Consider the following 22,290-nt stretch of genomic DNA (forward strand, 5'->3'; position numbering starts at 1 on the left):
ATTGGTCAGTTCCTCTTGCCGGAGTCGGCCGCCGTCGGGCTTCCATCCGTTGATCTGAATACGCCGCCCAACAGGTAGTGGGCGGTTTTGGCGAACTCCATGACCAGGAACTGGGCCATCCGTTGGTCGCGCCACCAAGTGTTGTCGAATCCGTCCTCGTCCGTGGCCACGACGGTGATTTCACACTCGGGCAAGGTGCTTTCGAAAACCATCTTGGCCCGGCGCGTGTGTGTGGGCGAGGTGACGAGCAGCAGTCGTGGAGTGCTCCCTGCGAGATGCGCCTTGAGGGCTTCGGCCTCCTCAACGGTGCTGATGTGGCCGTTGCCGAAGCTGCCTCCCATGGCGTCGCCGACTCCAAGAAGGGCGGCGAGACGAGCGTGGTACTCATGGGTCTCGTAGTTGGGGAATCCGATCTCAAGGCGCAGTTCGTCGAGTCGCGAAGGCGGCAGCTCGCGAGCGTTGCTCATCAATATGACCGGGGCAAATCCCTGGTGGTACAGCTCTGCCGCCTTGATCAGTCTGCTCGTTTTTCCAGCCAGGGGAATGATGTAGTCCGCCTGTTTCGGAGCGTCGTTGACCCGCATCCAGTGACCGGCCCCGATAATCAGGCCCAAGGCCAGCACAAGCCCGGCGAGGGTGACGGCCCCGATGAGCCTGAGGAGTCCGTCGAGCAAGCGGCGCATGGTTATTCCGTGGCGTAGGCGGCTTCGAACCGCCTCTTGAGTTCGGCAAAGGAGCCGTTTTCGATGGATGCGCGTACCTGCTTCATCATGTCGAGATAGAAATACAGGTTGTGGTAGGTGTTGAGTCGGTAGGAGAGCAGTTCCTTGGCCATGTACAGATGGCGCAGATACGCCTTGGTGAAGTTGCGGCAGGTGTAGCAGCCGCACTCGGGATCAAGGGGCGAGTCGTCCTCGGCGAACTCGGCCCGCTTGATGTTCACCTTGCCCTGTGAGGTGAAGAGGGTGCCGTTTCGTGCATTGCGCGAAGGAAGCACGCAGTCGAACATGTCCACGCCTGCGGCCACTCCTTCAAGGATGTCCAGCGGAGTGCCCACGCCCATGAGATAACGTGGCTTGTCAGCGGGCATCAAGGGGGTGATATGGTGGAGGATGTCGTACATTTCCTTTGTGGATTCCCCCACTGACAGTCCACCGATGGCAAAGCCCTCAAAATCAATGCCGCGCAGTTGATCAAGGCTTTTTTCCCGAAGATCCTTGAAGAAACCGCCCTGAACAATGCCGAACATGATCTGCCCATTGGTGCCGCGGGGGTGATGTGTGCGGCAGCGCTCGGCCCAACGGGTTGTCATTTCCAGGGATTTTTCGGTGTATTCCCTGTCCGCGCCGTAGCCCACGCATTCGTCGAGAACCATCATGATGTCCGAGCCGAGGTTCTTTTGGATGTCGATGGCTTTTTCCGGGGAGAAGAAGTGCTTGGATCCGTCGATGTAGGAACGGAATTCCACCCCCTCCTCGGAGAGCTTGCGGATCGATTGCAGGCTGAAGACCTGGAACCCTCCGCTGTCGGTCAGTATGGGCCGTTTCCAGTTGGCGAATCGGTGCAGACCGCCGCGCCGTGCCACCAGTTCGTCGCCGGGACGCAGATAAAGATGGTAGGTGTTGCCCAGGATGATCTGGGCGTTCATCTCCTCAAGATCCAGTGGGCTTAAGCTCTTGACCGTTCCCTGGGTGCCGACGGGCATGAAGATGGGCGTCTGGATTTCGCCGTGGGCCGTGGTCAGGGTGGCCCGGCGGGCCTGGCCGTCTGTGGTGTGCAGTGTGAATTGTCCGGGAATGCTCATGTTAAGCCTTGACTCCATGTTTAGGGCAGAGGTCGTCGAGTTCGCAGGACCCGCACCGGGGCGAACGTGCCGGGCAGACCTCGCGACCGAAGTAGACGAGGAAGTGGTTGATCTCGCCCCATGTCTCGCGTGGATAGAGGGGCATGAGATCCTTTTCGATGCGGACCGGGTCAATGTTTTTGGTCAATCCGAGGCGGAAGGCGAGGCGCTTGACGTGCGTGTCCACGGCGATGCCCTCAAAGACGCCAAAGGCGTTGGAGAGAACGATATTGGCCGTCTTGCGGGCCACGCCCGGCAGGGTGATCAGGTCGGCCATGGTCCGGGGCACTTCGCCGCCGTAGACCTCAATGATCCGATTTGCCGATGCCTTGAGGTTTTTTGCCTTGTTTCTGAAGAACCCGGTGGAGCGGACCACGTCCGCCACCTCGGCCACGTCCGCTTCGGCCAGGGAGGCGATGTCCGGCCAGTGGGCGAAGAGCACGGGCGTGACCTTGTTCACGCGCTCATCGGTACATTGGGCGGCCAGCACGGTGGCCACCAGCAGTTCCCAGGCATCGCTCCAGTCCAGGGCCGGAGCCGGTGCCGGGTAGCGACGCTTGAGCCGGGCGTATATCTCGCGGGCGCGATGTTTTGTGTTCATGAGTTCTCCGCGGTTGTTGACGGTCACTGGTTAGCATCACCGAAGCCGGGGCTCAAGCGGCAAATTGGTGAACACTCTTTGCGTCGCAGGATGAAAAATGTATCATTGATATGTCGGACCACGAAATTCTGGAGGCCAGGATGACGGAATCGTTCGTGTACATGACCTGCGCAACGATGCGGGAGGCGGAGGACATCGGCAGGGTGCTGGTGGAGCGCAGGCTGGCCGCCTGTGTCAATGTTCTGGGCGCCATAAGTTCAATGTATTGGTGGCAGGGCAGGGTGGAGCGCGGCGAGGAGGTGTCGGTCATCGCCAAAACCCGCACCGAGTTGGTGCCCGAACTGACCGAGGCGGTGCGGGCCATGCACGGGTATGATGTCCCCTGCGTGGTGGCCCTGCCCATTGAGGGGGGCAACCCGGACTTTCTTGCCTGGATTCGCGAGGAAACCCGACCGGGAGGCCGGGGAGAAGGATGACCGCACAGGGCCGTTGACACTTCCCGACGGCTGGCCTTACTGTCCCGGTCATCGAACCAGCCGTCTTCAGGAGGAAGAATGCAAATTTACATTTCCGGCTCTCTCGCCTTTGACCGCATCATGACCTTTCCAGACAAGTTCTCCAATCATATCCTGCCTGACAAGCTCCATATTCTCAATGTCTGCTTTCTGGTTGACGGTTTGGAGGAGAAATTCGGCGGCACGGGAGGCAACATCGCCTACAACCTGTCGCTTTTGGGCGAGAAGCCGGTTCTGCTCAGTCAGGTGGGCAGGGATTTCGCCGCATACGATACCTGGCTGCAGGAGCATGGCATTGGTGCGGAGGGGATCCGCACCGTGGAGCAGGAGTTTACCGCCGGGGCGTACATCACTACGGACCAGGCGGACAATCAGATCACCGGCTTCAATCCTGGAGCCATGAAGTATCCCTGCCAGTTCGACATGACCACCATCGATTCCGCCGATGCCCTGGGCATCATCTCCCCCGGCAACCTCGGGGATATGATGGATCACCCCCGCTACTACCGGGAGAATGCCATTCCCTTTATTTTCGATCCGGGCCAGCAGATACCCGCCTTCAGCGGTGAACAACTGGTCCAGGCGCTTGACGGCGCGGAGATTTTGATCACCAACGACTACGAGTTGGAGATGATCCTCAAGGCCACCGGAATGACCAAGGCCGAGGTGGTGGAGCGCGTGGCCTACCTGATCACCACCTTGGGCGAGAAGGGGTCGGTGGTCAACTGCAAGGGTCAGGAGACCCATGTGTCGGCTGTGCCCGTAAGCTCTGTGGTCGATCCCACCGGGGCCGGCGATGCCTTCCGTGCCGGGTTGCTCAAGGGGCTGGCCATGGAAAAGACCGTGGCCGAGGCGGCCCGGCTCGGTTCGGTGTGCGCGGCATACGCTGTGGAGCACAAGGGCACACAGGAGCACCGCTTCTCCTTCCAGAAATTCACCAAGCGCTACGAGGCGAGCTTCGGACCTTTGGAATAGGTCCTGCGTCGCCTCGGCCAAGGCCCGATCCGGGCTCAGACAGGCCCAAGGTAAGGAGGCGTCATGATTCGGCTGGAAATCGCCAACATCGAAACGTATCTCAAGAGGGTCTACGGCGATGACGCCAAGCTGCTGGCCGCAGGCGACATCGGTAGCCTGGATGCCCAGGGCATGAAGGGGTTCGGCTACGGAAAACCCCTGCTGATCCGTTTCATGGCGGGCGGTGAGATCCGCGAGGCCGTATTGTCCATCATGAAGGGGGACAAGTATGGCCACCAGTTCTATTGGGATCGGGCGGCTATCCTGATGTTTCAGCATGAGACCTCGGCGCGGATGGAGCGTCATGTCCGTCCCATGGGCCTGGGCTACGTGGACGACGACAACGCCCTTATACCAGTGGACCGGCCAAGGGAGTTCTTCATTGTCAACGAGAAGCTGGAGGGACACGACTACTTTCTGGATCTTGAGCGAATCCGCTTGGGCGACTTTCGCGATTCGGACCTGGAGCTGGCCCGGGACTACGCCCGCTGGTTGGCTCGGGTGCATTCGCGCAAGCTTGACGATGCACCGCTGTATCATCGACGCATCCGCAATTTGATAGGGTCGAGCGAGTGCATCCTGGGTATGATCGACGAGGCGTATCCGCACCCATATCCGGCCTTTGAGGATGCCCGGTTCATTGCCCTGGAGAAGCGGTTGGTGGATTGGCGCTGGAAGCTTCGTGGCTACGCCCATCGGCTCAGTGCGGTGCATGGCGATTTCCATCCTTGGAACGTATTGGTCACGGAGCAAGGCGAGTTCTCGGTTCTTGACCGCAGCCGGGGTGAGTGGGGCGAGCCCGGCGGCGATCTGGCCACCATGGCCATCAACTATCTGTTGTGGAGTCTCTATGGCCACGACAGACTCGCCGGACCCTTTGAGCGCCTCTACCGCGTCTATTTCGGCGAATACCTGGAGCGAACCGGCGATGCCGAGGTGCTGGAGGTGCTGGCGCCGTTCTTTGTCTTTCGCGCCCTGGTCATCGCCTCGCCCCAGTGGTACCCGGACCATCCGGCCAGTGTGCGACAGGGGCTCTTCAATCTCATGGTCAACGTGCTTGAGGACGATGTGTTCGATTGGGAAAACATCGACAAGTACATGGAGCGGGGAGCGTGAAAGGGCAGGTGCCTGGATTCGCGGTCTGGTTCGTGGGGTTGCCGGGCAGCGGCAAGAGCGCTCTTGCCAGGGGGGTGCGCGACCACCTGCTCGGGCGGGGGATGGAGACGGTGCTGCTTCAGATGGACGAGCGGAGAAAGACCTATTTCCCCGAGCCGAAGTACACGGCGCAGGAGCGCGAGGCGGCCTATGCCATGTTTGTGGACGAGGCCGTGGAACTGGCTTGGCAGGGGCGCAACGTGCTCATGGACGGTTCGGCTCACAAGGTGGTCATGCGCGCCAGGGCCAGAGAAAGCATCCCGCGGTTCGCCGAGGTCTTTGTGCGCTGCGAACTGGATGAGGCCATCCGGCGCGAGGCCGGACGCCCCGAGGGACTCGTGGCTGCCGATCTTTACCGCAGGGCGCTGCGCCGTCAACAAACGGGCGAAGCGTGTCCGGGGTTGGGCGAGGTCATCGGTGTGGACGTGCCCTTTGAGGAAGACCCGGATGCGGAATTCACCATCGACAATACCCGGCTGACCCGCGAACAGACTCTGGAAAAGGTTTTGCACTTTCTGGACACCTGGATCGACAGTGCTTAAGGCTCTGATCGCCGCGACGCATTTTTCTCTTCAACCCGCAATTGCCCGGTGACACCGGGCAGGATTTGATTGCATGAAATTTCACATCACCACCTTCGGGTGCCAGATGAATGTCCATGATTCGCAGTGGCTGGCCAGCGCCTTGGAGAGCCGGGGGTGGCGACAGACGGGCGAGGACGAGGCTCTCGTCTACATTCTCAACACATGCAGTGTCCGGGACAAACCGGAACAGAAGGTTTACAGCGAACTTGGCCGCATCGCCGGCCATCTGCGGCGAGATCCAGGAGTTTTTGCCGCTGTTGGCGGCTGTGTGGCCCAGCAGATCGGCCGGGGATTCTTTGAGCGGTTTCCCTTCGTGCGTCTTGTTTTTGGTTCAGACGGCATTGCAGGGGCGCCCAACGCCCTTGAGCGCATCGCAGCCGGAATGGAGGAGCGTTTGGCCCTGCTGGATTTCATGCCGACCTATGACGAGCGCGAGTCCGTGCCTGCGCAATCTGTCCAATTTGCCCGGCAGGCATTCGTCACCATCATGCAGGGGTGCGACAATTTCTGCGCCTATTGCATCGTGCCCTATACCCGGGGCCGCCAGAAGTCGCGCCACCCGGACGCGGTGGTAGCCGAGTGCCAGGCGCTTGTTGACGCCGGAGTGCGCGAGATCACCCTGCTCGGGCAGAACGTCAACAGCTTCGGCATGGACAAGGGCGGGGTCGGGACCACCTTTGCCCAGCTCCTGCGCAGGGTGGCAGCCATCAAGGGGCTCGACCGGCTGCGCTTCACCACTTCGCACCCCAAGGACATTGCGCCCGAAGTCATAGCGGCCTTCGGAGAGTACGAGACCCTGTGCCCGTCGCTACACCTGCCCCTGCAATCAGGCTCCGACGCGGTCCTTGCGGCCATGCGGCGCCGGTACACGCTCGATCGCTACATGGGTGTTGTGGAGGCTCTCAAAAGGACTCGGCCCGAGATGGCGCTGACAACGGATTTCATCGTGGGTTTTCCCGGCGAGACAGAGCGCGATTTTCAGGCCACTCTTGATGTCATGGCGGCCGTGGGCTTCGAGTCGAGTTTTTCCTTCAAGTATTCCGACCGTCCGGGGGTGGCCGCCGTGAACATGGAGCCCAAAGTGGCCCCCGAAGTGGCCGCGGATCGTCTGATGCGCTTGCAGACTCTGCAAAATAGTATTACTAGAAAATGTCTAAAAATGCTTGAGGGCATGGAAACCGACGTGTTTATCGAGGGCCTGAGCCGTATGCAGGGGGGAGAGGTTCCCTCCTGGAAAGGGCGGGACCCGGCCGGACGCATCGTCAATGTGCACATGAAAAAGGGGCATGCGGACGACCTTGTGGGCATGCTGGTACCAGTCAGGATCATTGAGGCAAAGAAACATTCTCTCATGGGCGAAGGAACGGGAATACCGTGGTAACGATGGACATCTTTGGACTTGCCCTGGACGAGAACAGCAAGGCACCCATCCTCGTGCTCAAGGAGTCGGGGGGCGAGCGAGTGCTGCCCATCTGGATCGGCGCCATGGAAGCCATGGCCATTTCCGTGGCCATCAATGCGGTTCCATTTGCAAGGCCCATGACCCATGACCTGCTGCTCGGGACCATTCTTGGTCTTGGCTGGAATGTCGAAGGCGTGGAGGTCACGGACATTCGCGAGGGCACGTTCTTTGCCGAGATCGTCACAGCCCGTGGCGACGAGGTTCGCCGGCTCGACAGCCGCCCCTCGGACGCCATCGCCCTGGCCGTGCGGGCCAAGTGCCCCATCCGTGCCGCCGACCATGTGCTTGAGCAGGGGGGCGGCGCCATGCAGCAGGGGGCGGAACGCGTTATCAAGACCGAGAGTGCTGACAAGTGGGCGGAAGAGCTTGAGAAATTTTCTGAAGACGACATAAAATACAAGATGTAGGCCCTCCATGATCGATCTGCACACGCACACGGTCTTCAGCGACGGCGAACTCATTCCGGCGGAGCTTGTTCGCAGGGCCGAGGTTGTCGGCTACAAGGCTCTGTGCATGACCGACCACGCCGATGAGAGTACTCTCTACTTCACTGTCGAGAACATCCTGCGTTTCGTGAAGCGACACGGATATTTCTACGACATCACCATTCTGGCAGGGGTGGAGTTGACGCATATTCCGCCGCCACTCATCGGCGAGATGACCCTCAAGGCCCGTGAGGCCGGGGCGCAGATAGTGGTCATGCACGGCGAGACGCCTGTTGAGCCCGTTGCTCCGGGCACCAATCTGGCGGCCATTGAGGCCGGGGTGGACATCCTGGCGCATCCCGGACTGATCACCGAGGAAGAGGTGGCCCTGGCCGCCGAAAAGGGCGTGGCCCTTGAGATCACCACTCGGGGTGGTCACAGTTACACCAACGGGCATGTGGCCGCGCTGGCCCGTCGGCTCGGCGCCAGACTGGTGGTCAACAATGATGCACATTCGCCAAGGGATCTCGTCTCCAGAGAGTTGCGCAGAACCATCGCCCTGGGCGCGGGGCTGACGACCGAGGAATACCGCCAGACCGAGGCCAACGCCCGCGAGATAGTTGAGCGTTGTCTGCGCCGAACGGCCAGATGATCAGGGTGCGAATTTTCAACCAGTCTTTTCGAACCCTTTGAGACGGTTCGCAACATACGTATTGGTGGGGTGAAACCATGAACATGCTTCCTGACAGCGATCTCTTCTCCCTCCTGGCCGGGGCGACACTGGCCGTTAAAATGGTCATGCTCCTGCTTGCGGGCATGTCCCTGTGGAGCTGGGCCATTATCTTCCACAAGTTTTTCACCATCGGCGCGGCCCGCAAGAAGGTCATGGAGGGGTATGATGCCTTCATGTCCGCGGGCGACCTTTCGTCCGGGCTCAAGGCCTTGGGCTCAAGGGAACAGTCGCCCCTTTCGCGGGTGAGCACCTTGGCGGTCAAGGAATTCCGCCTGCTGGAAAAGGCGGATGTCAACCGCGATCGCAAGAGGCTGTTGGTCAAGGACACCTTGCGCCGAGTGCTCAAGCAAGGCATTTCAAAGGAAATGCGTTCGTTGACCCACAATCTGCCCTTTCTTGCCACCTGTGCCAACGCGGCCCCGTTCATCGGCCTGTTCGGCACGGTTTGGGGCATCATGCACTCGTTTCACTCCATCGGGCTGACCCAGTCCGCAGCACTGGCCACCGTGGCTCCCGGCATATCCGAGGCGCTGGTGGCCACGGCCATTGGTCTGCTGGTGGCCATCCCTGGGACGATTTTCTACAACTACTTCCTCGGCAAGCTCAACGAGGTGGAAACCGGGATGATCGATTTTGCCGGGGCGTTTCTCAACCGCGCCGAGCGCGAGATCACCTGGGCCACCAAGGGCGAGCAGTAGGAGGCCGTCATGGCGATCAAGACGGGTGGAGGTTTTCTCAATGAGATCAACGTCACTCCCTTTGTGGATGTGATGTTGGTGCTGTTGATCATTTTCATGGTCACAGCGCCGCTCATGACCCAGGGGGTTGAAGTGGACCTGCCCACCACGCGCACGGTAAAGAGTCTGCCTCAGGATTCCGAGCATCTGGTGCTCACCGTGAAGGGCGACGGCAGCTTGTTTCTCGACGAGTACCAGGTTGCCGAGGACGAGTTGGAGGGCCACCTGACGCGACTGGTCTCCGGGCAGATGAAGCAGCTCTATCTTCGGGCCGACGCGGCAGTGCCCTATGGAACGGTTGTCCGGGTCATGGGCGAGATCAAGGCGGCGGGTATCGACCGTCTGGGCATCGTGGCTGAGGAGACCTCGGACCGAAAGACCCAAGGTCAAAAAAAATAGCTCTGGATGACAGCTCCCAATGCGGCAAAGTCTCGGGTTCACGATTTCCTTTGTGCTCCACGCCTCGTTCATGGCATTTGCCCTGTTCTGGTCGGGGGGTCAGACCGTGCGGGTAAGCATGGATCGCCCGGTTTATTCGGTGGATCTGGTGACGCTGGCTCCGCCGCCGCCCGGACCGGCCCCGGTGGTGGAGGCCGTGAGCGCTACGGAGACAGCTCCTTCCCAGGTCCCTGTGCCCGTAGTCGAAGCCGCGTCCGAACCAGTGGCAGAGATCAAGCCCGTGCCGGTGGTCGAGGCCAAGCCGGAGCCAAAAGACATCAGCCCGACCAAGGTGGACAGGCAGCCAGTGGTCAAGAAAGAGGAAAAACCCAAGCCCGAGCCAAAGCCCGAACCCAAGAAGCCCGAGCCGAAAAAACCCGAACCCAAAAAGCCCGAGCCCAAGCCGCAAAAAACTGCGGAGCAGATGCTGGCCGAGGGATTGGCTACGGCCCAGGCAAAGGCCAAGACCCAGGAGCAGCAGCAGAGCGCGGCCATCGCCAGGGAGCTGGCGGCCATCAAGAAGCGCGAGGGCGCTCAGGTCTATGCCCACGGCGGTCAGCAGGGTGGCCAGGAAGGCGGTATTGCGGGCGGGGTGGTCGGCGGCAGCGGGTCGGGCTTGTCCGAGGTCTATGCCCTTATCGTTGGTTCGGCCATCAAGAAGAACTGGCGTTATCCGAGCTTCGCGGGCGAGACGAACATGGTCGTCACCGTTGAGATATCCCTTGACGGCGAAGGCAGAATTCTTTCCTCCAGGGTCATCCAGTCGTCGAACAATCCCGAGTTCGACAGCTCGGCCCTGCGGGCCATCAGGGAAACCGAGTCTGTGGAGCGGCCAAGGACCGACAGGGATCGCGTCCTCCGCATCAACTTCAACAGCCAGGAACTTTCAGAGTAAACCGCAATGAAACGCATTCTGACGCTTTGCGCCACGCTTGTCGTCGCGGTATTCGCCGCGACCTCGGCCCTCGGTTCGGGACCGCTTACCGTGGACATCCACGGCCCCGGTCAACGCATGGTCAACATCGTTCTGCTGCCGCCCAAATCGCTTGGCGGCAATGAACTGCCCCAGCCTCAGGCCAGGGCGTTCGAGGAACTGGTGGCCAACAACCTGAGCTACATTCCCTTCCTGAAAGTTATTCCCCTGTCCGAATTGCTCGGCGGAGACCCGAGCCGGGGCGTCGGCAGCGGGGATATCGACTTTCGGCCCATGCAGCTGGCCCGTATCGACCTTTGCATGACCACGGGCTGGAATGGGCGATATGTGGAGGCGCGGGTTTTTGAGACTTTTGGCGGCCGCCGCGTGGTTGGCAAGGCATACAACGATGTGGGCGAGATCACCCTGGCCCAGGCCGCGGACCGTTTCTGCTCCGCCTTTCTCGAAGCCTTGACCGGCAAGAAGGGGTTCTTCGACTCGCCGCTGGCCTTTGTCAAGCAGGAGGGAGAGGGCAAGGAAATCTTCACCGTCCTGCCCCAGGGGCGCGAGCTGAAGCGCATCACCAAACTTGGCGGCTACAACCTGAGCCCGTCCTGGTCGGCCGACGGGTCGAAGATAATCTTCACCCACATAGCCAAGACCCGCCACGAGCTGGGGGTGTACGACAGCAAAACGCAGAAGATCACCTTGTACTCTCAGGGGCTCGGCACAACGGTGATAAGCCCCATGTTCGGCCCCGGCGACATGCCTGTGGCGGCCCTCAATCTTCACGGAACCACGGACCTCCATGAACTGGACGAATCGTTCAGGCCCAAACGCAAATTGGCGAGTAGTCCGTATATCGAGGTCTCTCCCAGTTTTGACCGTATTGGTTCCAAAATGGCCTTCACCTCCGGCCGTGCTGGCAACCCGCATATTTATCTGATGGACATGAAGTCGGGGCAGGTCCGTCGCGTGACCATGAGCGGCACATACAACACCCATCCCTGCATCAGTCCTGACGGGCGTTACATCGCTTATACCCATCGCACCCCGGGGGGGCATCGGATTTTTCTCCACGATCTTTCGACCGGACGTGAGAAACAGTTGACGTTCGGACCCGGAAGCGATGAATATCCAGCATTCGACCCGGATGGATATTTTCTGGCTTTCGCCTCCAATCGTACTGGTGAGTTCAAGCTATATCTCACCACGCGGCACGGGGACACGCCACGGATGCTCTCCACCGGGCCGGGGCAGGCCTTTGCCCCTGCGTGGGATACGGCGTTGCAATGGTGAATCGTCACTGGATCAGGGTTGATTTTTCACGGAGAAAAGGTACACCATATTCTGGAAATTCCTTTTTCCCGGGCAGCTCAAACGTCAATGGCCGAAAAACGGCCCTACCTCAAGGAGTGGGCATGAACTCGAAATGGCATCTCGCGGCAATGATTCTTCTGGCCTTCGCGCTCGTCGCCGGGGCCGGGTGTGCCAAAAAAACAACGACCAGTACCCCCCCCGGTACTCAGGTCGAGGTTACGGACGAAAGCAGGTGGACACCGCCGCCCGCGCCCGCGCAGCCTTCTGTGGATGAATCCACGCTGGCCTCCGAGGCCGAGCGCCGCGCCAAGGCCGAGGCGGTGGAGGAGCTGACCAGCGTTACCATTCACTTCGCCTTTGATTCTTACGAACTGAACGCGGAGGCTCGCTCCATCCTGGCGCTGAAGGCGAACATCATGCGCCGATTCTCCGATGTCCGGGTGATCATCGAAGGGCATTGCGACGAACGCGGCACCGAGGAATACAATCTCGCCCTGGGCGAACGTCGGGCTCGGGCAGCCTACGAGCATCTGGTGATTCTGGGCGTGGACCCGGGCCGGATGAGCATCGTCAGCTTCGGCGAGGAGCGTCCTCTTGATCCCGGCCATAATGAAACCGCCTGGGCCAAGAACCGTCGGGCCGAGTTCGTGGTCCGGTAACGCTCGCAGACAGGATGTTTTGCAGGCCGTCCCCGCGAGGGGGCGGCCTTTTTTTTACGATCATGGGTCTGGGGGCAGAGGCTCGCTGAAGTCAGGTTCAAAGAATCCATGCGACAAAGTGCAGGCAGAGCAGGGCGTAGAGCCCGGCAACGCCGTCGTCGGCCATGACGCCCAGGCCGCCGGGGAAGGCGGTCTCGGCCCATTTTACTGGCCAGGGCTTGAGGATGTCGAAGGCCCTGAAGAGGATGAAGGCGAGGCCGAGCTGCCAGATGGGCATGGCCGCGAAAAAGAGCAGTGTGAGCCATTGGCCGAAGAGTTCGTCGATAATCACACAGCCCGGGTCCTTGCGGCCCATGGTGCGTTCGGCCACCCCGCAGGCCCAGATTCCCACCGCAAAGATCAGAGCCAGGACGGCCAACCGCCCCCACAGCGGCAGGGGCAGGAAGAGCCAGGGCGCGGCCACCACAGCGGCCAGCGACCCCCATGTGCCAGGGGCCTTCGGAAAATGTCCGATGGGGCCAAGGGTGGCCAGGGCAGTGCCCAGAGTATTGATTGGGGATGTGGATTTCACGGAGATCCTCATTAATGTCTTGTTCGATGGGCCGGTATGGCCTTTTGCCGCGAGTTCAGGTCCGCCCCTCAGGGGTGGGAGGGGAGGGGGCACGCTTTTGGCGGCAGTCGCAGATGGAGCAGCGGGTATGGCTTGCCAGTGCCGTCAACCGGAGATCGACCCGCCACTTCGAATCCGTGATGCAGGTAAAACGCCGTGGCTCCGTGATTCTGTTCGTTCACGTCAACCGACGTGGCGCCGAGTGTCCTGATCCCATGTATTAGCAGGGTACTTCCGATTCCTCGCCCGAAAAAGGCTGGGGCGACAAAGAGCATCTCGACTCTGTTCCCGACGCACCCCATGAATCCGAGGATGTCCCCGTATTCGTCTACGGCGCCCCACAGTTCCTTGACTTGGGAACAAGCATCAAGGACCATTGGACGAAAAAAGTCGATGTCCTCAGCGGCCAAAAAATCATGTGTCGCCCTGACAGAGGCTTCCCACACCTCGACAATGCGCGGGAAATGGCTTGGGGTCGGCCTTGTCAGTTCCACATGCACGGTCTTTCTCCTCGGCGGTCGTCGGCTGCTGTGAGCATGCAGACGGTATCGTTGCACAACAGGCTTGGCTACGTTCGCGTCCCTGTATCTTGTGTTCTCAAGAACCGTCAAGGACGCAGCCGTCCGGTATGCCTTTGGTCATTTCAGCCGTTTCCGATTCGGTCCGGGAAGAAGGGGCGATGGATCTTTTCCTCAATGACAACGGGGCCGATAATCGGGAAAAAGAACATCATGGCCGTGTGCCCGTATTTACACTGTTCTGGGAGTGGATTATGGTCCGGCAATCATTGTTTTTTGCAAGGGGCCGTCAATGGCATTCAACACCTGGTTCGCCTATCTTCTGCTCATGACAGCCATCGCCTACACGCCCGGACCCATGACCATGTTCTCCATGTCCTCGAGTGTGCGTAACGGATTTGCCCGGACGCTGCCCGCCATTGCGGGCGGTTCATGCGCCTATGTTACGCAGATGCTCATCGTCTATCTCGGGCTTGGCGTGGTGGTCCAGAGTTCAAGTCTGATATTTGGCATCATCAAGTGGGTCGGTGTGGTCTATCTTCTGGTTCTCGCCGTCAGGAACTGGCGGCAGCCGCCGGTGGACGCTTCCTGGGACCCGGCGAGGCCGACCACGACATTGGCGCGGTTGTTCTGCCTCGGTTATGCCACTGGCATGTCCAACCCCAAATCCATTCTGGTCTTCACCGTGCTTTTTCCGCAGTTCATCGACCCGGGCCACTATGATGTGCATTTCCTCATCCTGGCGGCGAGCTTCTTCGTCGTTCAGGGCAGCAGCGCAGTGACCTACGCCCTTTTCGGAGCCAGGACCTTTCGCTGGTTGCGCGAGAGATGCCTGACCCGGCTGCAGAACAGGGTCACGGCGGTCATTCTCTTCTGTGCCGGGGGGCTGCTGGCTGTGAGCGAGAAGTAGGGTATTCCAGGGCCATGGAAATCTTTCGTTGAGATAATTCCCCGGGTCGGCTAACGAAAGAACCTGTGACCGCGATGGATCCGGGCCTCCCTTATCATGGCGGTGGCGTGGCGGCCTTCACGCGGGACTAAGGAGATGTCATGGGGCTTCTGGAATACATCAAGAAGGCACCGCTGCTGCGGCCGAATTCCTTTCCGAACAGCCACAATCTGGCCATCGTTTGCCGCGCCGCGGCCATCACGCACATCCCGGATTCGTTGATGCAGAATGTCCGGGGGGTGTTTGTCTTCGATCACAAGCAGAATCTTCCGAGGGAGATCGGTGCCGACAGGAACGGCCAACCGATCAACGTCTTCCCCATCAGTGTGCTTGCAGGCAATGTGTCGTTCGACATTGTACATTTTCATCATAGCTATGACTACGGCGTGCTTGCGGATTGTGCCAAACTCTTGGCCCGGGTCGGATACGATTCGTTCTTCAACTTCATGCCCATTCCCTACAACGCGGTCATTTCCACCACACACATTCCCAACTATTTCAATGAGAACAAAGATTCTCTGGAGTTCGTTTTCAACCAACTCGAGGACAGAGAGAGCCGGGAGGTTTTCGCGGCGCGGATTCGGGCCTTGGAGACAGGGAATGTCGGCTACCTGAGGGTTTCCGAGTATCCCGAGTATTTCCACCCCAGTGTCAGGCCCGAGGAGGGCGACATCATTGTTGACGGCGGTGTTTCCGAGTTTGTCGGTGCGCAGACCCAATTCTCCAGGGCCGTGGGCGAGCAAGGAAGAATCTATGGTTTTGAGCCTGATCCCGTTGGCTTTTGCAAGGCCAACGACGCCCTTGGCGAGAGGTGTCCCAACTACCAGGTTGTGCCGCTGGGGCTGTGGAGTCGAAAAGACATCCTGCATTTCAACCTGTCTGGCCAGGGCACACATGTGTCAAGCGGCGGTGGCCAGGGTTCCGTGCAATGCGAGGTGATCTCCGTTGACGAGTTCGTCAAGGCCAGCCGCCTGAAGCGGGTTGACCTGATCAAGCTCGATGTGGAAGGGGCCGAGGCCGAGGCCATCAAGGGGGCCATGGAAACCATAGGCAAGTTCACGCCGAAGCTGGCCATCTCCCTGTACCATACCCCGAAGGATCTCTATCATCTGCCCAGGCTGATCCGTGAAATCTCAGGCGGCTATAGCTATTATTTAGGCCATCATCATGCGGCCCTGCATGAGACGATTCTCTACGCCAGCCCCAGAAAGAAGTAGGGGAGGCTCGCCTTCAGCTATTCCGGGGCCGGACGAGTCCCCCCTCGACCAGTGCCTCCAGCACCCGTGCAACCGGCAACCCCACGACGTTGGTGTATGACCCCCTGATGGCCGTGACCAGGAAGGTGCCCACGCCTTGGATGGCGTAGGCCCCGGCCTTGTCCATGGGCTCGCCGGTTGCGATGTAGGCGCGTAACTCGGCCTCGGTTGAGGCGCGCATGTCCACATCGGTTGTCACGGCTCGGGTCAGGGGGGTGCGGCCAGGGGTCATCAGGCAGAAGGCGGAAATTACCTGGTGGGTCTGGCCCGAGAGGGCTGTGAGCATGGACAGGGCATTGCCGGGGTCGGACGGTTTGCCCATGATCCTGTCACCGAGGACCACAATGGTGTCCGCACCGAGCACGGTACGTTCTGGAAACCGTTCAGCAACTTCCATGGTTTTCATTCTCGCCATGCGACCTGCATAGTCGTCGGCCTTTTCCCCGGGCAGCGGTGCGGGTTCTGTTGCCCGGCTGGGAACCACCTCGAAATCAAGGCCGAGATCGGCCAGCAACTCCCGCCTGCGGGGGGAGGCAGAGGCGAGGACGATGGGAACCGTGGACGTGAATGGGCCGGGAGTGCGCTGTTTCATGGTGGCCTGAAGCTGGCTCACTTTTGCAGGACAGTCAATGAAGCATTTGGGGGGTCGCTTTGCGTCTGTTGCTCCCCTGTGGGCGACGTAATTCCGCCGCGGGGAGTGATGAGCGGCGGGTTTTCGTCGGCTTTGGGTTATGGAATGACGCCATTTCGCAGGGTTGCGTTCATGGCGTGGTTCTTGCTTCAGTGCGGGTGCGCCTCAGGCGCGGGAGAACCATGCCAGACATCAACATTGATTTCGCCAAGGGACTATCCTCTTTCGACCAGATTGAAGGGGGGGGGCGTTCCACGGGAGTGAACGATTGGGCCGTGCCCTGGGCAGACCTGATGATGGTCATGTTCGTGCTTTTCGTGGTCTTGTTCATTTACGCCAGCACCCACCAGGATGTGCGGGTGCTCTTCAGCCGACAAAGCGCGGAACAGGCGCGGGACATGGGGGCGCTTGATCCGCTTGTCGGGCTCATCGGACAACTCTCGTCCCGGGCAGACACCCATGGCTCGCGGGACACGGTGCGTATGGCAGATAACCAGGTGCTTTTCCGTTCGCGTGCCGATGGGGTGACAGTGATCCGCGAAGGGGCGGGGCGAGTGCGCGTCAGTCTGCGTGGCGATCTTTTCTTTCGTGCAGGAGAGCAGGGGACAGGGGCTGAAGCGGAGCAGTATCTTCAGGAGGTATCAGCTGTCGCCCGTCTGAGTGTGGGCATGGTCCATGTGGTGGGTCATGCGTCAGAAGACGAGGCCGAGGGGGGTGGTGCCATGGGCGGATTTGCTCTGTCCACCGGCCGGGCGGCCGCTGTGGCGGATTTGCTCATGAACCGCTTCGGCGTTGATCCAAGGCGAGTGACCATCACCGGCAGGGGGGCGCTCCATCCCGAACTGCCCGGCACCAATCCAGGCAATCAGGCAATGAACCGGCGCGTGGAAATTCTCATTATCAACGAAAACTGACCCGGTCGGAGGAAGCCATGAATCGAAAAAATCTCATCGGCGTGATACTCAGCCTGCTGCTTTTCGTAGGCAGTTTTCTGTTGACAGGCGCCGCTTCGGCCTACTGGAATCTGGCCGCGTTCCTGGTGGTGGTTTCCGGTCTTTGCGCGGCCATGCTCGTCAGTTATCCGACGGCCCACATCCGTAACGCCTTCAAGGTGGCCAAAAACGCCTACACCAATGGCCACGTCACCCCCGGCGAGATCGTCAACACCCTGCTCGACCTCTCGGTCAAGAGCAAGGTGGACGGGCTGCTTTCCCTGGAACGAAGCGAAGCCAGGGCCACCAGTTCGTTTCTGAAGAACGGTCTTATCCTTCTTGTGGATAACTACAAGGAGGAGGAAATCCGCGAGACACTCAATACCGAGATGGCCTTCTTCACACTGCGCCGACAGCAGAGCGAGCGGTTTTTCCAGACCATGGCGAAAATGGCCCCGGCTTTCGGTGTGGCGGGCAGCGTCATCGGGCTCATCGGCCTGCTTATGGGCATCAACGATACGGCCGTCATTCTCAAGAACATCCCCGTGGCCTTCATATCCACCCTCTATGGATTGGTTCTTAGCAACCTCGTCTTTTCACCCATAGCTGAAAATATTAATTACTCGACGAGGGTGGAACTTTTGAATCAAAAGCTCGTACTGGAAGGCATCGTGGCCATCAGCAAGGAGCAGAATTCCTACAAACTCGAGCGCAAGCTCGCTTCATTTCTCAGCCCCAGCGAGCGCGAGGGTAAGACCGAGACCCTGCGTCGCATCACCCGCAAATATGTTGAAAAACGCAGCAGCCCCCTGGATGTGGAAGACCTCGTCACCCCTGACGAAGCCCGGGAAGAAAACGATGCTGCGGTGAGTCGGGTCGCGTAAGCTTCCGCTCTCTTCGCGTTCTGCTCTGACGGTCGCGGCATTCACCGAGCGAATCAGCCCTTGGCGGATTTGCAGGTTTCAATCCCCTGCGGGCTGTCATTCGCCGCCGATTGTGCTAGATTGCCCTCATGGCGGAGGGCAGGACATGGTCAGAATTCTGGCTGCCGACATAGGCGGCACTCATAGCAGATTTGCGGTCTTCAAGGCTGTGAGCGGTGTGCTTGACATGGGAGAAGCCCGGTGGCTCGCCTCCCGTGAGGCCACATCCTTTGCCCACCTGATCGACCAGCTTCGGGAGAGCGGCTTCGCCCTTGACTCTGGCTTTGATGCAGCGGTGCTGGCCGTGGCCGGTCCGGTTGTCGACGGAACCAGATGCCGACTGCCCAACGTGCCTTGGGACTTGGATCTGGGCGATGTTGAACTTGGCGCGGATCGGGCCTGCCTGATCAATGACTTCGCGGCCCAGGCCCAGGCCTGCCGCAGCCGGGTCATGGACCACGCCCGGATTCTCCAGCCGGGTCAGGCCAACCCGGACGGAGTGGTGGGGATCATCGGCGCGGGCACGGGACTCGGCCATGCCGCGTTGATTCCAGACCGGGGAAGGTGGATCGCCTTGGCATCCGAGGCGGGGCACATGGCTTTTCCCTTCACTGGATCTGACGAGGCCGAATTCGAGGCGTTTGTCCGCCGCGAGACCGGGCGCGGCTGCGCCGAGGCCGATGTGGTGGTCTCTGGTCCGGGGTTGCGTCTTCTTCATGCCCATCTTACGGGCCAGTGGCTTTCTCCTGCCGACATTTCCGCCGTCATCACCCCTGAAAGCCCCACAGCCAGATGGTTTGCCCGGTTCTACGGCCGGGCGTGCCGCAACTGGGCCTTGGCTGTCATGTCCAGGGGCGGCCTGGTAATCGGAGGCGGGGTGGCCGCCAGAAACGCCCTGTTCGTCACTATCCCAGAATTTCTGGATGAATTCCGCAGTTGCTCCACCCATGCCGATTTTTTGTGCACACTACCAGTGCGGCTCAATGCAGATGACCGTAGCGGCCTCTACGGCGCGGCCATTCATGGCGTGCAGTGGCTGGCGGACGAGGGAGTGCCCATAGCGCCTTGTTTGTAATTTATATCTATAAAAAGCAGTGTGTTGTGCCTGTCTTGTCTGGCCTGTCACAATTCCTTGATTAATCGGACGAACAAGGGTAAATGCACTGTTCTTCCGTTCCTTCCCCTTGGATAAAAGCCAGGAGATCGACCAACATGGGTGACCAGAGCCGCTACCAGAAGATGTATCCCGTTTCCTGGGAACAGTTGCAGCGTGACTGTCGCGCCTTATCGTGGCGGTTGATGGAGAAGGGGCCGTGGAAGGGCATCGTTGCCATCACTCGGGGCGGGCTCGTGCCTGCGGCCATCATCGCCCGCGAACTGGACATCCGTCTCATCGACACCATCTGTCTTGCCAGCTACGACTGGAAGAATCAGGGCACTGCCACGGTACTCAAGACTGTGGATAACGACGGCGAAGGATGGCTGCTCATCGACGACCTTGTGGACACTGGCAAAACCGCGCAGATTGCCCGCGACATGGTGCCCAAGGCCCATTTTGCCACCGTCTATGCCAAGCCCGCCGGGAGGCCCATGGTCGAAACCTTCATTACCGAGGTCAGCCAGGATACCTGGATACTTTTTCCGTGGGATGCCGGCACCCAGTTCGTCCAGCCCATCATCCAGACCTCAGGGTAGAGTTGAAAATAAATATTCAGATATTACGAAGTGATGAAGTTCGCTTCATGGAAGTGGGTGTTGCCCAAAGAATCATGCTGGGATATTATTGGTTGATATAAACGCACATGGAGAGGTCCACGATGAAAAAAATGATGAAACTTATCGCTGCGTCCGCCCTGTCGCTGGCGCTCATGCTGTCCCTTTTCGCCTGCGCCGAAGCACCCGAGGAGATTAAGGCCGAGGCACCGGCCAAATCCGAGGCTACCCCCGACGGAGCCACCGAGGCTGCGGAAGAGGCCGCTCCTGCCGAGGAGAAGACGGTCAAAGCCGGATTTGTTTACGTCTCGCCCGTGGGCGATGCGGGCTACTCCTATGCCCATGATCTGGGCCGCAAGGCCGTTGAGGCTCTGGATTTTGCCACAACGTCCTATGTCGAGTCCGTGCCCGAAGGCGCCGACTCCGAGCGCGTCATTCGCAACATGGCCCGCAAGGATTTCGACATCATCTTCACCACCAGCTTCGGCTACATGGACCCGACCATCAAGGTGGCCAAGGAATTTCCCGGCGTCCGGTTCATGCACTGCTCCGGCTTCAAGAAGTCCGAGAACGTCAACAACTACTTCGGCCGCATCTATCAGGCTCGTTACCTGACAGGTCTGGTGGCCGGTGCCATGACCAAGTCCAACAGGCTCGGTTACGTGGCCGCCTTCCCCATTCCCGAAGTCATCCGCGGCATCAACGCCTATGCCCTGGGTGTGCGTCAGTCCAACCCCGAGGCCGAGGTGCGCGTGGTCTGGACCAAGACTTGGTATGACCCGGCTCTGGAGAAGGACGCTGCCAAGAGCCTGCTCGACGCGGGTTGCGATGTCATCGCACAGCATCAGGATTCCCCGGCCCCGCAGGAAGCAGCACAGGAAGCCGGAGCCTACTCTGTAGGCTACAATTCCGACATGTCTTCCTTTGCGCCCAAGGCGCACCTGACCTCGGCCATGTGGAACTGGGCGCCCATGTATGTCAAGACGGTGGAACAGGTGCGCGACGGCTCCTGGCAGGGCGATCAGGCGCTGTGGTGGTCCATGCGTGACGGTGTGGTGGACATCGCGCCCATGGGGCCGATGGTCCCAGAGGATGTCAAGACCATGGTGCTGGCCAAGCGCGACGAGATGATGAACGGCGTTGACACCGTGTTCGCCGGTCCCATCAAGAACCAGCAGGGCGAGATCGCCGTTCCCGAGGGAACTTCCATGACTGACGAGGAAATGCTCGGCATGACCTGGTTCGTGGAAGGCGTCGTCGGTTCGGCCGAGTAAAGACTCGGACAGATGGCACTGAAGATACGAAAACGAGATGAACCCTGGAAGTGGGGCGCCCTGGTCATTTTCCTGGGCGCCCTGCTCTTTTCGCTGGTCGTGAGCGGCCTGCTCCTTGCGGGGCAGGGCAAGGACGCCCTGCAGGGGATGCTCATCCTCTGGGAAGGGAGCTTTGGCAATCTCTGGGCCCTTGAGGGGGCGCTGCTCAAAGCCATACCTCTGTTCCTGTGTTCTCTCGGCGTGGCCGTGGCTTTTCGGATGCAAATATGGAACATCGGGGCCGAGGGGCAATTCGCCCTGGGGGCCATCGGGGCCACCTGGATGGCGCTCAGTTTCCCGCATCTGCCATGGTACGGGCTGATGCCGCTCATGTTCATCATGGCCTTCCTGCTGGGCGGAACCTGGGCCTTCATCCCGGCCGTGCTCAAGCTCAAGCTGCGCGTCAACGAGATCATCTCGACATTGATGCTTAACTACATCGCCATCCTCCTTCTTGACTACCTTGTCTTTGGCGTATGGAAGGACCCGACCAGCTTCGGTTTTCCCATGACGCCAGAGTTCACTTCCGGGGCGGTCATCGTGGGCATCGGCACGAGCCGTGTTCATTGGGGTCTGCTCTTCTGCGCCGTGGTTGGCACCGGGTTGTGGGCTTTCATGCGCTTCACCCGTCTCGGTTTCGAGCTCAAGGCCAGCGGAGAGGGAGCCCGCGTGGCCCGCTATGCCAAGATCCGCTACGGTCTGCTGACCATGTTCGTCATGTGTCTCTCCGGCGGATTTGCCGGTTGGGCCGGGTGCATCGAGACCTCGGCCGTGCTCAATCGATTGCAGCCCAGCCTGATGGTGGGGTATGGCTATACGGCTATTGTGGTGGCTTGGCTGGCCCGGCTCGAACCCCTCAATATCGCCTTTGGCTCCTTTCTGCTGGCCGCCCTGCGGGTGGGGGTGGAGAACCTTCAGCTTGAGTTGCAGATCCCGGCCGCCTTCGGCGTGATCATGGAAGGTATGATCCTGCTTACGGTGCTGGCCGGCCAGTTCTTTCTGACTTACCGCATCGAGCGCGTCCCGCTTGAAGGGGAGGAGTGACG

Annotated in this window: 26 protein-coding genes; 20 read left to right on the plus strand and 6 right to left on the minus strand. The window is 60.0% G+C overall.

Annotated elements, in window-relative coordinates; genetic code table 11:
* Positions 1–5 precede the first annotated feature (5 nt).
* The 3 genes from GKC30_RS10810 to nth are packed head-to-tail and all read right to left on the minus strand — an operon-like array spanning position 6 to position 2,444.
* Positions 6–683 carry a YdcF family protein gene (locus GKC30_RS10810; RefSeq protein ID WP_155934752.1) on the minus strand — a complete coding sequence of 226 codons (678 nt, stop codon included), beginning with the start codon at positions 681–683 and terminating at the stop codon, positions 6–8.
* 2 nt (positions 684–685) lie between these two features.
* A complete protein-coding gene (gene tgt, locus GKC30_RS10815) occupies positions 686–1,804 on the minus strand; it encodes a tRNA guanosine(34) transglycosylase Tgt (RefSeq protein ID WP_155934753.1) in 1,119 nt (372 codons plus the stop codon).
* A gap of 1 nt (position 1,805) precedes the next feature.
* Positions 1,806–2,444, minus strand: a complete 639-nt coding sequence (nth, locus tag GKC30_RS10820) for an endonuclease III (RefSeq protein WP_155934754.1) — start codon at positions 2,442–2,444, stop codon at positions 1,806–1,808.
* Positions 2,445–2,584: 140 nt separating this feature from the next.
* Between nth and cutA the strand changes: the two genes are divergently transcribed.
* From cutA to pal, 12 genes are all read left to right on the plus strand, one after another.
* Positions 2,585–2,920 (plus strand): divalent-cation tolerance protein CutA, encoded by a 336-nt coding sequence (gene cutA / locus GKC30_RS10825; RefSeq protein ID WP_155934755.1) that lies wholly within the window; start codon positions 2,585–2,587, stop codon positions 2,918–2,920.
* A 78-nt stretch (positions 2,921–2,998) separates the two neighbouring features.
* Entirely contained in the window at positions 2,999–3,934 is a 936-nt protein-coding gene (locus GKC30_RS10830; RefSeq protein ID WP_155934756.1) for a carbohydrate kinase family protein, read from the plus strand.
* Positions 3,935–3,997: 63 nt separating this feature from the next.
* On the plus strand, positions 3,998–5,089 hold the full coding sequence (locus tag GKC30_RS10835; RefSeq protein ID WP_155934757.1) for an aminoglycoside phosphotransferase family protein: 1,092 nt from the start codon (positions 3,998–4,000) through the stop codon (positions 5,087–5,089).
* Positions 5,086–5,670 (plus strand): adenylyl-sulfate kinase, encoded by a 585-nt coding sequence (locus GKC30_RS10840; protein ID WP_367614090.1) that lies wholly within the window; start codon positions 5,086–5,088, stop codon positions 5,668–5,670. Before GKC30_RS10835 ends, GKC30_RS10840 begins: the two co-directional genes overlap by 4 nt.
* A 73-nt stretch (positions 5,671–5,743) precedes the next feature.
* Positions 5,744–7,093 (plus strand): tRNA (N6-isopentenyl adenosine(37)-C2)-methylthiotransferase MiaB, encoded by a 1,350-nt coding sequence (gene miaB / locus GKC30_RS10845; protein WP_155934759.1) that lies wholly within the window; start codon positions 5,744–5,746, stop codon positions 7,091–7,093.
* Positions 7,087–7,581: a bifunctional nuclease family protein gene (locus GKC30_RS10850; RefSeq protein ID WP_367614091.1), complete on the plus strand. Its 495-nt coding sequence runs from the start codon at positions 7,087–7,089 to the stop codon at positions 7,579–7,581. Before miaB ends, GKC30_RS10850 begins: the two co-directional genes overlap by 7 nt.
* Positions 7,582–7,588: 7 nt before the next feature.
* Entirely contained in the window at positions 7,589–8,251 is a 663-nt protein-coding gene (locus tag GKC30_RS10855; protein WP_155934761.1) for a histidinol phosphate phosphatase domain-containing protein, read from the plus strand.
* Between the two features lie 77 nt (positions 8,252–8,328).
* Positions 8,329–9,030, plus strand: coding sequence for a protein TolQ (tolQ, locus tag GKC30_RS10860; RefSeq protein WP_155934762.1), 702 nt, complete (start codon positions 8,329–8,331; stop codon positions 9,028–9,030).
* A 9-nt stretch (positions 9,031–9,039) separates the two neighbouring features.
* Positions 9,040–9,468, plus strand: a complete 429-nt coding sequence (gene tolR / locus GKC30_RS10865) for a protein TolR (protein WP_155934763.1) — start codon at positions 9,040–9,042, stop codon at positions 9,466–9,468.
* Positions 9,469–9,487: 19 nt separating this feature from the next.
* Positions 9,488–10,402, plus strand: coding sequence for a cell envelope integrity protein TolA (tolA, locus tag GKC30_RS10870; RefSeq protein WP_155934764.1), 915 nt, complete (start codon positions 9,488–9,490; stop codon positions 10,400–10,402).
* A gap of 6 nt (positions 10,403–10,408) precedes the next feature.
* Positions 10,409–11,719 (plus strand): PD40 domain-containing protein, encoded by a 1,311-nt coding sequence (locus GKC30_RS10875; RefSeq protein WP_155934765.1) that lies wholly within the window; start codon positions 10,409–10,411, stop codon positions 11,717–11,719.
* A 287-nt stretch (positions 11,720–12,006) separates the two neighbouring features.
* Positions 12,007–12,399, plus strand: coding sequence for a peptidoglycan-associated lipoprotein Pal (gene pal, locus GKC30_RS10880; RefSeq protein WP_367614092.1), 393 nt, complete (start codon positions 12,007–12,009; stop codon positions 12,397–12,399).
* 97 nt (positions 12,400–12,496) lie between these two features.
* Here pal and GKC30_RS10885 read toward each other — a convergent pair whose 3' ends face one another.
* Complete coding sequence (locus GKC30_RS10885; RefSeq protein ID WP_155934767.1) at positions 12,497–12,982, minus strand: phosphatidylglycerophosphatase A family protein; 486 nt, start codon at positions 12,980–12,982, stop codon at positions 12,497–12,499.
* Between the two features lie 56 nt (positions 12,983–13,038).
* Positions 13,039–13,386, minus strand: a complete 348-nt coding sequence (locus tag GKC30_RS10890; protein ID WP_196772864.1) for a GNAT family N-acetyltransferase — start codon at positions 13,384–13,386, stop codon at positions 13,039–13,041.
* 433 nt (positions 13,387–13,819) lie between these two features.
* On the opposite strand from GKC30_RS10890, the gene GKC30_RS10895 reads away from it, so the two are divergent.
* Together GKC30_RS10895 and GKC30_RS10900 are read left to right on the plus strand one after the other, a co-directional pair.
* Entirely contained in the window at positions 13,820–14,437 is a 618-nt protein-coding gene (locus GKC30_RS10895; protein ID WP_155934768.1) for a LysE family translocator, read from the plus strand.
* Positions 14,438–14,577: 140 nt separating this feature from the next.
* Positions 14,578–15,693: an FkbM family methyltransferase gene (locus GKC30_RS10900; protein WP_155934769.1), complete on the plus strand. Its 1,116-nt coding sequence runs from the start codon at positions 14,578–14,580 to the stop codon at positions 15,691–15,693.
* A 13-nt stretch (positions 15,694–15,706) separates the two neighbouring features.
* Here GKC30_RS10900 and GKC30_RS10905 read toward each other — a convergent pair whose 3' ends face one another.
* A complete protein-coding gene (locus GKC30_RS10905) occupies positions 15,707–16,324 on the minus strand; it encodes a Maf family protein (protein WP_155934770.1) in 618 nt (205 codons plus the stop codon).
* Positions 16,325–16,545: 221 nt separating this feature from the next.
* On the opposite strand from GKC30_RS10905, the gene GKC30_RS10910 reads away from it, so the two are divergent.
* The 6 genes from GKC30_RS10910 (at position 16,546) to GKC30_RS10935 (ending at position 22,288) form a co-directional block, all read left to right on the plus strand.
* Positions 16,546–17,277, plus strand: coding sequence for an OmpA/MotB family protein (locus GKC30_RS10910; protein WP_155934771.1), 732 nt, complete (start codon positions 16,546–16,548; stop codon positions 17,275–17,277).
* Positions 17,278–17,294: 17 nt separating this feature from the next.
* Positions 17,295–18,179, plus strand: a complete 885-nt coding sequence (locus GKC30_RS10915) for a motility protein A (RefSeq protein WP_155934772.1) — start codon at positions 17,295–17,297, stop codon at positions 18,177–18,179.
* A 145-nt stretch (positions 18,180–18,324) separates the two neighbouring features.
* The gene (locus GKC30_RS10920) at positions 18,325–19,293 is read left to right on the plus strand and encodes a glucokinase (RefSeq protein WP_155934773.1); all 969 of its coding nucleotides are present in this window, start codon (positions 18,325–18,327) and stop codon (positions 19,291–19,293) included.
* A 137-nt stretch (positions 19,294–19,430) separates the two neighbouring features.
* The gene (gene gpt, locus GKC30_RS10925) at positions 19,431–19,913 is read left to right on the plus strand and encodes a xanthine phosphoribosyltransferase (RefSeq protein WP_155934774.1); all 483 of its coding nucleotides are present in this window, start codon (positions 19,431–19,433) and stop codon (positions 19,911–19,913) included.
* A gap of 122 nt (positions 19,914–20,035) precedes the next feature.
* Entirely contained in the window at positions 20,036–21,205 is a 1,170-nt protein-coding gene (locus GKC30_RS10930; RefSeq protein WP_196772861.1) for a BMP family ABC transporter substrate-binding protein, read from the plus strand.
* Between the two features lie 12 nt (positions 21,206–21,217).
* Complete coding sequence (locus tag GKC30_RS10935) at positions 21,218–22,288, plus strand: ABC transporter permease (protein WP_155934775.1); 1,071 nt, start codon at positions 21,218–21,220, stop codon at positions 22,286–22,288.
* Positions 22,289–22,290: the final 2 nt, after the last annotated feature.

This window comes from Pseudodesulfovibrio alkaliphilus, assembly GCF_009729555.1.
Taxonomy (GTDB): domain Bacteria; phylum Desulfobacterota; class Desulfovibrionia; order Desulfovibrionales; family Desulfovibrionaceae; genus Pseudodesulfovibrio; species Pseudodesulfovibrio alkaliphilus.